This window comes from Bradyrhizobium sp. SZCCHNS3002 (assembly GCF_032377435.1).
Taxonomy (GTDB): Bacteria; Pseudomonadota; Alphaproteobacteria; order Rhizobiales; family Xanthobacteraceae; genus Bradyrhizobium.
The window spans coordinates 38,945-51,304 of the sequence record NZ_JAUHHY010000015.1; the positions used below are offsets into that span (position 1 = coordinate 38,945).

The window sequence follows — 12,360 nt, forward strand, 5'->3', positions numbered from 1 at the left end:
GGGAACAGACGCATGGGCGCCAACGCAGCCGCATCCTTCATCGTGCCGTTCGAAGCCGCACGCGAGGACGACTTCCCGCGCATCGGTGGCAAATGCGCGAGCCTGGCGCGCATGATCGCCCAGGGCGTGCGCGTTCCCGCGGGATTTGCGGTCGCCACCGACGCCTACGCCCTTCATCTTCGAAGCAACGGACTCGAGGCGACGATCAGCGAGCGCCTGTCGCGGATCGTGCTCGACGATGTCGATGACGAAGAGAAGTTGTCGCACGAGATCCGCGACGCAATCATGGCGCAGCCGATGCCGGGCTCGGTCGAGCAGGCGATCCGCGAGGCGTATCGCCGGATGTCGCCCGACGGTCAGTTGCCGGTGGCGGTTCGCTCGTCGGCGACCGCCGAGGACCTGCCCGACGCCAGCTTCGCCGGCCAGCAGGATACCTATCTCTGGGTGGTCGGCGAGGACGCCGTGGTCGAGAAGGTCAAGGCGTGCTGGGCCAGTCTCTTCAACGCGCGCGCGATCTCCTACCGTGCCGAGAACGGGCTCGGCCAGATCGACGTGCTGATGTCGGTCGGCGTCCAGAAGATGGTCAACGCCGCCGCCGCGGGCGTGGCGATGACGCTGGATCCGATCAACGGCGACCGTACCAAGATCGTGATCGATTCCGCCTTCGGGCTCGGCGAGCCCGTGGTCTCCGGCGAAATCACGCCCGACAATTTCGTCGTCGAGAAGGTGCTTCTGCAGGTCATCAAGCAGCGCATCGCCGAAAAGGATTTCGAGCTCGTCGCCGATCGCGCCGAGCGCCGGACCGTCGAGCGCGTGATCGCGCCGGAACGTCGCACCCTGCCCTCCCTGTCCAATACCCAGGTGCTCGCCGTCGCCAGGCTCGCCAAGTCGCTCGAGCGCAGCATGGGCTGTCCGCAGGACGTCGAATGGGCGATCGATGCCGATCTCCCTGAGGACGAGAACCTCGTCGCGCTGCAGAGCCGGCCGGAGACCGTCTGGAGCCAGAGGAAGAAGCAGTCGACCGCGATCTACGAGACCGGGATTGCGGGTGTACTTGGAACGCTGCTGGCCCCGGTCCAGGCCAAGCGGTGAGCATCACGACAACAAACAACAGATAACCGAGGGGAAAACGACAATGACGGCGCATGCGAAATTCCCAAGTCCCTATGACCTGAAGACGCCGGTCGGCGCCGAGGGCTGGGAGAAGCTCTACCCCTATTATCTCCAGTTCCAGAACAGCCTGCGCGACAAGGAGGACGGCAAGTTCTGGTTCTGCGACTCGCAGCACTGGCCGAGCCCGTTCAAGCCGTTCGACGCCGTCACGGTCGAATTCGCGGTCAAGTGCCTCGGCCAGTACAACACGCGGCACTATCTGATCCCGCCGGCGAACGGCGTCGAATACCGCATCCACAATGGCTATTGCTACATGAGCCCGGTGGCGGTGGCGCCCGAGCTGATCGCAGGCCGCGTACCGCATTTCATGGAGCGCGCCGGCTACTACTTCCAGAACTGGGATCGCCTGCTGGCGAACTGGGACAAGAAGGTCCGAGCCAACATCGCCGATCTCGAGGCGCTCAACTTCGAGCCGCTGCCCGAAGCCGTGCCGCTGGAGTGGATCACGGCGGGAGTCGGCCTCGACAACACCTACGCGCTGATGGAGACCTATGACCGGGCGATCCAGCTGCTCTACAAGACCTGGCAGTATCATTTCGAGTTCCTGAATCTCGGCTACGCGGCCTATCTCGACTTCTTCAGCTTCATGAAGGGGCAATTCCCCACCATTCCCGACCAGGCGATCGCCAAGATGGTACAAGGCGTGGAAGTCGACCTGTTTCGTCCGGACGACGAGTTGAAGAAGCTCGCCAAGCTCGCCGTGACGCTCGGTGTCGCCGATGCCCTGAAGAGCGGATCGGTCGACGAGGCGCTGGCCGCGGTCGGCCGTGCGCCGAACGGCGGCGAATGGCTGAAGGCCTGGAGCGAGGCGCAGGATCCCTGGTTCAACTTCACCTCCGGCAACGGCTTCTACTCAACCGACAAGTACTGGATCGAGCATCTCGACATCCCGCTCGGCTATGTCAGGGACTACGTCGTCCGCGTGCAGCGGGGCGAGGAGATCGACCGGCCGACGGAGGCCATCGCCAAGGAGCGCGACCGCATCACGTCCGAATATGCCGAGATGCTGGACGGCGATGCACGCGCCGCCTTCGAGGGCAAGCTGGGCCTGGCCCGGACCGTGTTTCCCTATGTCGAGAACCACAATTTCTACATCGAGCATTGGTCGATGAGCGTATTCTGGCGCAAGATGCGCGAGCTTGGCGCCATCTTCCGCGATGCCGGCTTCTGGAAGGACGCCGACGACCTGTTCTATCTGAATCGTCAGGAGGTCCGCGACGCGCTGTTCGACTACGGCAATGGCTGGGCCGTCGGCGCACCGGCGATCGGTCCGACCTATTGGCCGCCGGAGATCGAGCGGCGGAAGAAGATCCTGGCTGCGCTCGCGACGACACCGCCGCAGCCCGCGCTCAACAATCCGCCCGACGTCATCACCGAGCCGTTCACGATCATGCTGTGGGGCATCACCACGGAGAGCATCGGCCGATGGCTCGATGGCGCTGCCAACACCACCAAGCTGTCCGGCATGGCCGCCTCCCCCGGCCTCGTCGAGGGCCGCGCCCGCGTGGTGCGCTCCGCTGACGAGCTCGGCCAGATCCAGCAGGGCGAGATCCTGGTCGCGCCGGTCACCGCGCCGAGCTGGGCGCCGATCTTCGGCAAGATCAACGCGATCGTCACCGACATCGGCGGCATGATGTCCCACGCCGCGATCGTGTGCCGCGAATACGGCCTGCCCGCCGTCACCGGCACGGGACGCGCCAGCTCCTCGATCAAGAACGGACAGATGCTGCGCGTCAACGGCTCGACCGGCGAAGTGACCATCCTGTCCTGACCCAATCGAGAGAGGCCGGCAGCGCCGGCCTCTCTCCGCATATGGAACATTGCAATGCTCGATAGGTCCGATGTCGGCAACCGCTATGACGAGGTCTGGCGCATCAGCGAGCCGTACATGCGCGCGCGCAAGAACGACGTCCACATTCCCCTGTCCTATGCCTACGCGCGCAAGCTGCTCGTGCACTATCCGGACGCGGACGAGGACATCGTTTCGCTCGCGATCATCCTGCACGACATCGGCTGGTACGCGATCGACATGAAGGACATCATCGAGAAGGGTTTTGGCCCCAACATGATGCAATCAGACGTGCGCTTTCTGCACGAGAGCGAAGGCGTGCGCATGTCGCGCGAGGTGCTGGAGCAGGCCGACTGGCCGGAGTCGGTCATCGTCGCGGTCGGCGAGATCATCGACGGCCACGACACCCGTCCCTACCCGCGCTCGCTGAACGACCGGATCGTGCGCGACGCCGACAAGCTGTGGCGCTACACGACCACCGGCGTTGCGGTGGCCTGCGACTGGTTCAAGATGACGCCACGTCAATATGCGTCGCGCCTGACGACCCAGCTCGCCGTGCTCGAGACCGAAGCCGGACGGCTGATGGCCGAGGCGGCGTTGGGCGAGACCCGGGCCGCGCTGATGCTCGACCTGATCTGAGCGAGGGGCGCGGACATGGACATGTTCATCGGCGGCCGCTGGGTTGCAGCCCAAGGCGGCGCGACCTTCGACGTCGTCGATCCGGCAACGGGCGAGACGATCGACAGCGTTCCGGAGGCCGGGCCCGCGGATGTCGATGCCGCGATCCACGCAGCCGAGATCGCATTCCAATCGTGGAAAACGACGCCCGTGGCAGAGCGCGCCCGCCTGCAGAAGAACGCGGCGCGGCTGATGCGCGAGAGTGCCGGTGAGGTCGGCCGCCTGCTGACCAGGGAGCTTGGCCGTCCGCTGGCGGGAGCCATCAGCGAAATTCAGCGCTCGGCCGAACTGCTCGACGTCTACGCCGAGGAAGGCCTGCGCCTGCACGCCGAGATGCCGCTGACGGGTGTGGCCGGCGAAAAGATCGTCATCACCCGCGAGCCGGTCGGCGTCGTCGTCGCGATCACGCCCTTCAACTATCCGGTGACGCTGCTCTGCTTCAAGCTCGGCGCCGCACTGATGGCCGGTTGCACCGTCGTCGCCAAGCCTGCCGAGGACACGCCGCTGTCGACACTGCGGCTCGCCGAGATCTTCCATGCCGCCGGCTTTGCCGAGGGCTGCTTCAATGTCGTCACCGGCCGCGGCCCCGACCTCGGCATGCAGATGATCGCGCATCCGACACCGCGCAAGATTGCGTTCACCGGCGGCACCCGAGCTGGCAAGGCGATTGCCGCTGCAGCCGCAGGAACGATGAAGCGGATCACGCTCGAGCTCGGCGGCCAGTGCCCGGCCATCGTCTGCGCCGACGCCGATATCGGCGCAGCGGCCGCTGCGATCGCCCGTCACGCGTTCGCCAATTCCGGCCAGTTCTGCTACCGCGCCAATCGCGTCTATGTCGAGCGCCCCATCTACGCGGCCTTTCTCGCTGCGCTCGCCGACAAGGTCGCGCAGCTCGACGTCGGCAACGGGCTGACCTCGAATTGCGCACTCGGACCTGTTGTCAACGAGAAGATCTACCGCAACAGCGAGCGGCAGATCGCCGATGCCCGTGCCAATGGCGCAACCGTGCTGACCGGCGGTGCCCGGTTGACGGGCGGACTCTACGACAAGGGCTGGTTCCTGCCGCCGACCGTGATCGCCGATGCGCCCCCCTCCGCGCTCGTCATGACCGAGGAAACGTTCGGTCCTGTGCTTGGTGTCGCCCCATTCGACGAACGCAGCGAGGCGCTGCGGCTCGCAAATGCGACAGTCTATGGACTGGCCGCCTTCGTGTTCTCGCGCAACCTGGCGACAGGACTGACCTTGGCCGAGCGCCTCGAAGCCGGCTCCGTGTGGGTCAACGACATCCAGCGCTCGAACCAGCGCGCGCCGTTCGGCGGCATGAAGCAGAGCGGGATCGGCCGCGAGAAGGGCCGCTACGGCATCGAGGACTATCTCGAATACAAGACCATCTATCTCACCTACGACGCGGAGCTGCGGTGATGCATTTTCTGCGCGACCAGGATTGGCCGGTCTGGCTCGCGGCGCGGCCGTGGCTCGACGTGCGCTCCAACGACGAGCATACGCTGATCTCCTATCGTCTCGGCCAGGCGCTGTTGCGGATCCATCCCGAAGCGGACGCCTCCGTGGTGCTGCCGGCGATCCTCATGCACGACGTCGGCTGGAAGAAATTCCCGCCCGAGCAGCTCGCCGCCGCCGTCGGTCCCAATCCCAGATATCCCGAGCTGCAGCGCGCCCACGAGATCGAGGGCGTGAAGATCGCGGCCGAATCGTTCGCACGGCTGGCGATTCCAGGGCTGCAGGTGGAGACCATCCTGGCGATCATCGACGGCCACGACACCCGCAAGAAGGCGATCTCGCACGAGGATGCGCTGATGAAGGACGCCGACAAGCTGTGGCGCTTCACCGGCCATGGGGTCGCGACGATCGGCGGCTGGTTCGATACGCCGCCGAAGGAGACGCTCGCGATGCTGGAAAGCTTCGTGCTGCCGTCGATGCTGACCGAGGCCGGCACCACCATGGCCCAGGCACTGATCGCCGAGGGCACAGCGTCTGCCTTCATGACGGATCTGCTGCACATCGAGGCTTCAGCATGAGTGCGTTCCAGCTGCATGGGAAACGTGTGGTCGTCACCGGCGCCGCCGGTGGGCTGGGCCGCGGCTTCGCGCTCGCCTTCGCTGCGGCCGGCGCCGAGGTCGTGGCCGCCGACATCCGTCTCGGCGGCGCCGAGGACACCGCGCGGCTGATCCGCGACCGCGGCCACAAGGCGCACGCCGCCGAGGTCGACGTTGCCAACGAGACGTCCACCGCGGCGCTGGCGCAATTCGCGCTTGCGCGCATGGGCGGCCTCGACGTGCTGGTCAACAATGCCGCGATCTATGCCGGGCTCGCGCGTCGCGGCTTCGAGGCGATCCCCGAAGCCGAGTGGGACCAGGTCATGCGCGTCAACATCAAGGGCGTGTGGATGATGAGCAAGGCGGCCGCGCCGCTCATGCGGCGCGCCGGCGGCGGCGCGATCGTCAACGTGTCGTCGGCGACCGTCATGAGCGGATCACCGATGTGGCTTCACTACGTCTCATCGAAAGGCGCCGTCATCGCGATGACCCGTGCGCTGGCGCGCGAGCTCGGCGACGACAAGATCACTGTCAACGTCATCGCGCCGGGCTTCACGCTCACCGAGGCCAGCCTCGGCCTGATCGAGAACGCCGCCGAATATGGCGTGTCCCGCGGCGCCCTGAAGCGCGCGGCCGATGTCGACGACATGGTCGGCGGTGCGCTGTTCTTCGCGTCACACGCCGCGGCCTTCATCACCGGCCAGACCCTGATCGTCGACGGCGGCCGGCAGTTCATCTAGGGACCCGAAGATTCATGCCCAGGATCACCTTCATCGAGCCCGACGGCACCGTACGGACAGTCGATGCAGAGCTCACCGAAAGCGCCATGCAGGCGGCGAAACGCAACGGCGTCGACGGCATCATCGGCGAATGCGGCGGCTCCTGCATCTGTGCCACCTGCCATTGTCACGTCGACAAGGCCTGGCTCGACCGTGTCGGCCCCGCCGGTGACATCGAGGCCGACCTGCTCGAATTCGAGGCCGCCGACGTGCGCCCGGAGAGCCGCCTGGCGTGCCAGATTTCGATCACCGATAAGCTCGACGGTCTGGTGCTTCAGGTCGTCGGCCTCGGCCGTTGAACGGCCGGAGAGTTGCACCGGTCTTTGATCCCGCCGCACGCATCATCGGCAGCGGGACGATGACGGGCATCGAGCTGCTCGCTTGAACAGATCGGCCCGCTTGGTCGATACGGCCGCGCCGATCCTCGCCGCCGCCTTCCCTTCGCATTGCATCATCTCGTCACCTGCGTAGCAGCAGGAATGCGGTCGCCTGCGCTCCCGATCGCGCCCGAATACGCTCGATGTTCGTGCGCATCCGCGACCTAAAGAAAAACCAAAGAATGCGTCCTACACTGGATCGTACAACATCGCGCGACGATCTATCAGGTCCAACCGCCTGACTCGTACGCCATCGCCACGCGCCGCACAACGTTCGCCCATCAAGGGCGGCAGCGGACCGCAACGAAGAGCAACGAACGCGATCACATAGCTCGGGAGGAGCAACGCATGCCGAAGCTGCAGCGGCGGGACTATTACGACACGGCCCGCGACATGAACTGGGCTTTCTCCTACGTCAGCGAGGACGAGGTCTTTCCAGAGGAGCTGTCCAAGAGCTTCGGCATCCACGGCGAGGAATGGTGGGTCTGGGACGAGCCGTACAAGCTGACCTATCGCGAATACGTCCACAACCAGGCCGGCAAGGACGACGGCATCTACTCGATCCGCTCGACGATCGCGCGCTCCAATCTGTACGACAATCTCGACGCCGGCTGGAAGTCGGCGATCAAGGCGCATTACGGCGCGATCCCGGTTCCGGAATATTTCGCCTCGATCGGCGAGGCGCGCATGGCACGGTTCGGCCGCGCCGCAGCCTGGCGCAACATGGCCGCGTTCGGGACGCTCGACGAATGCCGCCACGGCCAGGCGCAGATCTACTTCCCCTATTGCCTGCTCGGAAAGGACCCGCAATTCGACTGGGCTCACAAGGCGATGCACACCAACGAATGGGGCGTGATCGCGGCGCGCAGCCTGTTCGATGACATGTTCACCGCCAATGATGCGGTGTCGACGGCCATCCAGCTCACATTTACGTTCGAGACCGGCTTCACCAATCTGCAGTTCCTCGGCATGGCCTCCGACGCGCTGCATGTCGGCGACATCGAGTTCGGTGCGCTGATCTCCTCGATCCAGACCGACGAGGCGCGGCATTCGCAGCAGGGTGAGCCGACGCTGAAGATCATGATCCAGAACGGCAAGAAGGCCGAGGCGCAGAAAATGGTCGACCAGATGTTCTGGCGGTCGTGGAAGCTGTTCGCGCTGCTGACCGGCATCTCCATGGATTACTACACGCCGCTGGAAAGCCGGACGATGTCGTTCAAGGAGTTCATGCAGGACTGGATCTGCCGGCAGTTCATGGACCAGTTCAAGGACCTCGGCATGAACGTGCCATGGTACTGGGAGGAGCACTTCCTGCCGGAGCTGGACTGGGTCCATCACGCCTATCACATGGGCGTCTGGTTCTGGCGGCCGACGGTGTGGTGGAATCCCGACGCCGGCGTGTCCGCCGCCGAGCGCGACTGGCTCGAGCAGAAGTATCCCGGCTGGAACGATCGATTCGGCAAGCTGTGGGACGTGATCGGCGACAATGTCCGCACCGGCCGGATCGAGAAGACCTATCCGGCGACGCTGCCGATCGTCTGCAACTGCTGCCACATTCCGATCTGCAGCCCGAGCATCGGCCAGGCGCCGCGGATCACCACGCATAATGGACGCAAGCTGAACTTCTGCTGCGAAGTCTGCGAATGGGTGTGGAAGAGCCAGCCCGAACGTTACGACACCCATCTCTCGGTCGTTGACCGCTTCCTGGCCGGCCATATCCAGCCACCGACGCTGGAAGGCGCCCTGCAATATATGGGCATCACCCCCGATGTCGCCGGCAACGATGCCCAAGCCTATGCCTGGGATGGCGCGTCGCAGCTCGCGGCGGAGTGACCCGGCCGGACGGACGGCCAGCACGGAAAGGGGCGCCGCTCGCGAGCGACGTCTCCAATCGAAAAGACCACCGACATAACAACAATCCGGGAGGCACACATGGCCCTGTTTCCGCTCCAAGCCAATTTCCGCGGCGACTTCGTCGTCCTGCTGATCCCTGTCGACGACGGCGACGACATGAGCATCGTGGCAGACAAGGTCGCACAACACGCGGTCGGACTTCGCGTCGCCGAGCAGAAGGCACCAAAATGCGTCTACTACAACGGTCGCGAGCTGCCGTCGACGATGACGGTGGCGCAATCCGGCATCCAGCCGATGGATTGGATCGAGGTGGCCTATGTCTGACGATGCCGACGTGACATGGACGCAGGTCGCAACGCTGGACGATCTTTGGGAAGGCGATTTCATCGGCGTCGAGGTCGACGGCGAGGAAGTGATCGTGATGCATCTGCCCGGCGGCGACTTGCGCTGCTTCCAGGGCATGTGCCCGCACCAGGAGATCCTGCTGGCGGACGGCAAGGTCGATTTCGAATCCGGCACCATCACATGTTCGGCCCATGAATGGGAATTCAGCATGGATGACGGCCGCGGCCTCAACCCGCGCGACTGCCGCCTCTTTCGCTACCCCGTGAAGAAAGACGGTGAAGCCATTCTGGTTGGCGTGCCGAATGACGGCCGGCTGCGCCGCCTCCGTCACAAGACCGAGCAGGACGCATAGGACAAGCCCATGACCACGACAGCAGCTCCGAAACTGGTCGGCCCCGTCATCAGGGGCGTCGACGAGGACATCATCGACGCCGTGATCGCGGCGAGCGAGCAGGACAATCCGGACGTCGAGATCGTCATCGAGGACCGCGGCGGCTACGTCCGCGTCCAGGCCGACCGCAACTTCCGCCTGACGCAGAAGAGCATGCAGGCGGCGCTGGGGCGGCCGTTCCGGCTCGCCGAGATCGAGCCGAGCCTGGTGTCGTTCGGCGGGCGACTCGAATCGATGGACGACGAGTGGGTCTGGACCATCCACACATAGCAAATCCCGGGAGGACACGTCATGACCGCAATGACCGCGAAGCCGGCTGCGCGCAAGCAGAAGAAAACTTGGAGCCTGTGGACCGAGCGCCGGCTGCCGTCGGAATACGAGGCCGTCACCTACAAGTTCCACAGCCACTTTCGCCGCGCGCCGGCGCCATTCGAGCTGTCCGAGAACTGGTCGATCAACCAGTTCTACCTCAGGAATCGCGAAGGCTCGAAATTCGCGCTGGACGACTGGGAGGGCTATCGCGATCCCCTCACCTACACCTATCGCCGCTACGTCGGCGATCAGAAGGACCGCGAGGTGTATTGCGACAACCTGATCGACGAGTTCGAGCGCCAGGACATCTATCGTAAGCTGTCTGCACCGTGGCTCGACTTCCTCGGCCAGGCCTATCTGCCGGTGCGCTTCCCGGGACACGCGATGCAGATGAGCGCGGCCTATGTCGCGCAGATGGCGCCGTCGGCGTTCGTGACCAACACTTTCTACTTCCAGATGGGCAATGAGATGCGCCGGGTGCAGCGCCAGGCCTATCTGGCCAAGGCGCTCGCGCTCGACACCGGACGCGAGGAGCTCGCCGACAGCGGAATTGCCCGTACCGTCTGGACGCAGGCGCCGCAATGGCAGGGCCTGCGCGAGCTGATCGAGAAGCAGCTGATCGCCTACGATTGGGGCGAGGCGTTCGTGTCCCGCAATCTGGTGCTGCGGCCGATCTTCGATCACGTCTTCAATCGCGAGATCGCCGATCTGGCGCGCACGAACGACGACGACCTGCTGGCGCTGCTGCACGACGACTTCCGCAACTACGATGAAGCCTATGCGGTCGAGACCACCAAGGCGCTGGTGCGCTACGCCACCGGCAAGGTCCCGGAGCACGCGGTTCTGCTGCGGGAGTGGGTCGCGAAGTGGATGCCGCTCGGCGAACGCGCCGCGCGCGGGCTCAGCGAGGCACTTTCGACCGCGCCCGGTGCCGACGGTGCACGGGCGATCCTGGAGCGGACCATGACGGCCCAGGCGAGGCTGATCGCGGATTGCGGCTTGTAGTCTGGCAGGCGCGGTCGGCGTGCTGCGCCGACCGCCGGGACTGGAAGGATGGCGTGGATGACCCGACAACTCCGCATCGAGCCCGACGGCGTCGCGATCGACGCGGCCGACCATGACACCATCCTGCAGGCAGCACGACGCCGGGGCATCGCGCTGGCCTACGAATGCGGCTGGGGCAGTTGCGGCGCCTGCAAGGTGACGCTCGTCGACGGTCAGGTCGATCCGATCTTTCCCGGCGCTCCGGCGATCAATCCGCGCGACGCGCGACGCAACCGTATCCTAGCCTGTCAATCCCGCGCGATCTCGGACGTCACCATCGCGCGCGGTCCCGGAGAATGGTCCGCGCCAGCGCCGCGATGCGTCGAGCAACAGGCGATCCTGCGCGACGTCGCCGATCTCGCGCCGGAGATCCGCCAGTTCAGCTTCGAGACGGCCGAGCCGATCGACTTCCGGCCGGGTCAGTATGCGATCCTGCATCTCGGCGAAGAGCTAAGGCGCTGCTACTCGATGTGCAACCTGCCGGGCAGCAAAGTCCTGCAGTTCATTGCCAAGCGCTACGATGGCGGCAAGGGCAGCAACGCGCTCGCCGCTTTGGCCTCGGGCGCACAGATCACCATCGAGGCGCCATTCGGCGCCTGCACGCTGCGTCGACAGCAGGGACGCAAGGTGTTCGTGGCGGGAGGCACCGGCATCGCGCCGATCCTGGCGATGCTGCGCGAGGCCGCGGAGGCGCGCCTCGATTTCGGATCGCCCGTGGATGTCATCTACGGCGCCCGCACACCGGCGGATCTCGCCGCCGATGACGTGCTCGAGACGGCGATCGCGCGCATTCCGCAGGGGCGCTACCTGCCCGTGGTCGAACACGCGCCATCCGACTGGCCGCATGCGGCCGGCTTCGTTACCGATGTCATCCAGAGCGCAGTCCTGGATCACGCGGCGGCCGAGTTCTATGTCGCCGGCCCGCCGGTCATGGTGAACGCGGTCAGATCGCTGCTGCGCGCCGTCGATGTTCCGATCACGCGGGTTCATTATGACAGCTTCGGCTAGAGCAGGCTTGCGCAGTGCTGCACCCGTCTGGGCGATGGCACCGGGACTGCGTCGTCTCGCCACACGTTCCGGCAGCGCACCGCGGCTCGCACCGACATGGCCCTGCCACCAGCTCGACGGCACCTCGCCCGCCGGATACGCCGCACAGCTCGTGTCCTGCACATGCGCGCTGGCCGGGGTCGAAGAGGTGCCGGCGCCGCTGAACGCCGCAGGCCGCGCCTTCGCGCTCGATGACATCCATGCCATGGGCCAGCCGGAGGCCTTCGTGTTCGCGCCGGTGTGGCTCATCGTTCGCCCCGACGGGTCGCTGCACCTGACCTTGCGACCGGAATGGGCGCAGAAGGTCGCGGCCAAAGGCTGGGGCACGGTGCATCCGTTCGCACGCTACATGGCGGGCGCCGTGCCACCGCAGAGCCTCGTGGTCTACGCGCCGCGCGATCGAAGCGAGCTGGCGGTTGCGGCGCGGATCATCGCGGCCGCGCACTGCTACGCCAGCGGCCGCATCGGCGACGTCGCATTGCCCGACAGCCGGTGGTGAGCGATGACGGAGCTCTCG

The 12,360-nt window shown here is 65.6% G+C and carries 14 protein-coding genes; all 14 read left to right on the forward strand.

Annotation, left to right across the window (positions count from 1 at the left end; all coding sequences use genetic code 11):
• Positions 1–12 precede the first annotated feature (12 nt).
• The 14 genes from QW845_RS27040 to QW845_RS27105 all read left to right on the forward strand — a co-directional run bounded on the left by QW845_RS27040 (position 13) and on the right by QW845_RS27105 (position 12,342).
• A complete protein-coding gene (locus QW845_RS27040) occupies positions 13–1,092 on the forward strand; it encodes a PEP/pyruvate-binding domain-containing protein (protein ID WP_315804567.1) in 1,080 nt (359 codons plus the stop codon).
• Positions 1,093–1,135: 43 nt separating this feature from the next.
• Positions 1,136–2,944, forward strand: a complete 1,809-nt coding sequence (locus QW845_RS27045; protein ID WP_315804568.1) for a PEP-utilizing enzyme — start codon at positions 1,136–1,138, stop codon at positions 2,942–2,944.
• Positions 2,945–2,998: 54 nt separating this feature from the next.
• On the forward strand, positions 2,999–3,601 hold the full coding sequence (locus QW845_RS27050; protein ID WP_315804569.1) for an HD domain-containing protein: 603 nt from the start codon (positions 2,999–3,001) through the stop codon (positions 3,599–3,601).
• Positions 3,602–3,616: 15 nt separating this feature from the next.
• Entirely contained in the window at positions 3,617–5,062 is a 1,446-nt protein-coding gene (locus QW845_RS27055) for an aldehyde dehydrogenase family protein (protein ID WP_315804570.1), read from the forward strand.
• On the forward strand, positions 5,062–5,676 hold the full coding sequence (locus QW845_RS27060) for an HD domain-containing protein (protein ID WP_315804571.1): 615 nt from the start codon (positions 5,062–5,064) through the stop codon (positions 5,674–5,676). The genes QW845_RS27055 and QW845_RS27060 overlap by 1 nt, the downstream gene beginning before the upstream one ends.
• Entirely contained in the window at positions 5,673–6,434 is a 762-nt protein-coding gene (locus QW845_RS27065; protein ID WP_315804572.1) for an SDR family NAD(P)-dependent oxidoreductase, read from the forward strand. Before QW845_RS27060 ends, QW845_RS27065 begins: the two co-directional genes overlap by 4 nt.
• A gap of 14 nt (positions 6,435–6,448) precedes the next feature.
• The gene (locus QW845_RS27070; RefSeq protein WP_315804573.1) at positions 6,449–6,772 is read left to right on the forward strand and encodes a 2Fe-2S iron-sulfur cluster-binding protein; all 324 of its coding nucleotides are present in this window, start codon (positions 6,449–6,451) and stop codon (positions 6,770–6,772) included.
• 426 nt (positions 6,773–7,198) lie between these two features.
• Positions 7,199–8,683: an aromatic/alkene/methane monooxygenase hydroxylase/oxygenase subunit alpha gene (locus QW845_RS27075; RefSeq protein ID WP_315804574.1), complete on the forward strand. Its 1,485-nt coding sequence runs from the start codon at positions 7,199–7,201 to the stop codon at positions 8,681–8,683.
• Positions 8,684–8,782: 99 nt separating this feature from the next.
• Positions 8,783–9,028: a toluene-4-monooxygenase system B family protein gene (locus QW845_RS27080; RefSeq protein ID WP_315804575.1), complete on the forward strand. Its 246-nt coding sequence runs from the start codon at positions 8,783–8,785 to the stop codon at positions 9,026–9,028.
• A complete protein-coding gene (locus QW845_RS27085) occupies positions 9,021–9,401 on the forward strand; it encodes a Rieske 2Fe-2S domain-containing protein (RefSeq protein ID WP_315804576.1) in 381 nt (126 codons plus the stop codon). The genes QW845_RS27080 and QW845_RS27085 overlap by 8 nt, the downstream gene beginning before the upstream one ends.
• A 9-nt stretch (positions 9,402–9,410) precedes the next feature.
• Positions 9,411–9,710 (forward strand): MmoB/DmpM family protein, encoded by a 300-nt coding sequence (locus QW845_RS27090; RefSeq protein WP_315716254.1) that lies wholly within the window; start codon positions 9,411–9,413, stop codon positions 9,708–9,710.
• A 21-nt stretch (positions 9,711–9,731) separates the two neighbouring features.
• Positions 9,732–10,757 carry a toluene hydroxylase gene (locus QW845_RS27095; protein ID WP_315804577.1) on the forward strand — a complete coding sequence of 342 codons (1,026 nt, stop codon included), beginning with the start codon at positions 9,732–9,734 and terminating at the stop codon, positions 10,755–10,757.
• 57 nt (positions 10,758–10,814) lie between these two features.
• Positions 10,815–11,804 (forward strand): 2Fe-2S iron-sulfur cluster binding domain-containing protein, encoded by a 990-nt coding sequence (locus tag QW845_RS27100; RefSeq protein WP_315804578.1) that lies wholly within the window; start codon positions 10,815–10,817, stop codon positions 11,802–11,804.
• Positions 11,805–11,811: 7 nt separating this feature from the next.
• On the forward strand, positions 11,812–12,342 hold the full coding sequence (locus QW845_RS27105; RefSeq protein WP_315804579.1) for a luciferase family protein: 531 nt from the start codon (positions 11,812–11,814) through the stop codon (positions 12,340–12,342).
• Positions 12,343–12,360 lie beyond the last annotated feature (18 nt).

Coding starts and splice junctions, on each gene's coding strand:
- QW845_RS27090 (WP_315716254.1), top strand. CDS start 9,411: ATGACCACGACAGCAGCTCCGAAACTGGTCGGCCCCGTCATCAGGGGC.
- QW845_RS27060 (WP_315804571.1), top strand. CDS start 5,062: ATGCATTTTCTGCGCGACCAGGATTGGCCGGTCTGGCTCGCGGCGCGG.
- QW845_RS27100 (WP_315804578.1), top strand. CDS start 10,815: ATGACCCGACAACTCCGCATCGAGCCCGACGGCGTCGCGATCGACGCG.
- QW845_RS27065 (WP_315804572.1), top strand. CDS start 5,673: ATGAGTGCGTTCCAGCTGCATGGGAAACGTGTGGTCGTCACCGGCGCC.
- QW845_RS27080 (WP_315804575.1), top strand. CDS start 8,783: ATGGCCCTGTTTCCGCTCCAAGCCAATTTCCGCGGCGACTTCGTCGTC.
- QW845_RS27055 (WP_315804570.1), top strand. CDS start 3,617: ATGGACATGTTCATCGGCGGCCGCTGGGTTGCAGCCCAAGGCGGCGCG.
- QW845_RS27050 (WP_315804569.1), top strand. CDS start 2,999: ATGCTCGATAGGTCCGATGTCGGCAACCGCTATGACGAGGTCTGGCGC.
- QW845_RS27040 (WP_315804567.1), top strand. CDS start 13: ATGGGCGCCAACGCAGCCGCATCCTTCATCGTGCCGTTCGAAGCCGCA.
- QW845_RS27045 (WP_315804568.1), top strand. CDS start 1,136: ATGACGGCGCATGCGAAATTCCCAAGTCCCTATGACCTGAAGACGCCG.
- QW845_RS27095 (WP_315804577.1), top strand. CDS start 9,732: ATGACCGCAATGACCGCGAAGCCGGCTGCGCGCAAGCAGAAGAAAACT.
- QW845_RS27085 (WP_315804576.1), top strand. CDS start 9,021: ATGTCTGACGATGCCGACGTGACATGGACGCAGGTCGCAACGCTGGAC.
- QW845_RS27075 (WP_315804574.1), top strand. CDS start 7,199: ATGCCGAAGCTGCAGCGGCGGGACTATTACGACACGGCCCGCGACATG.
- QW845_RS27070 (WP_315804573.1), top strand. CDS start 6,449: ATGCCCAGGATCACCTTCATCGAGCCCGACGGCACCGTACGGACAGTC.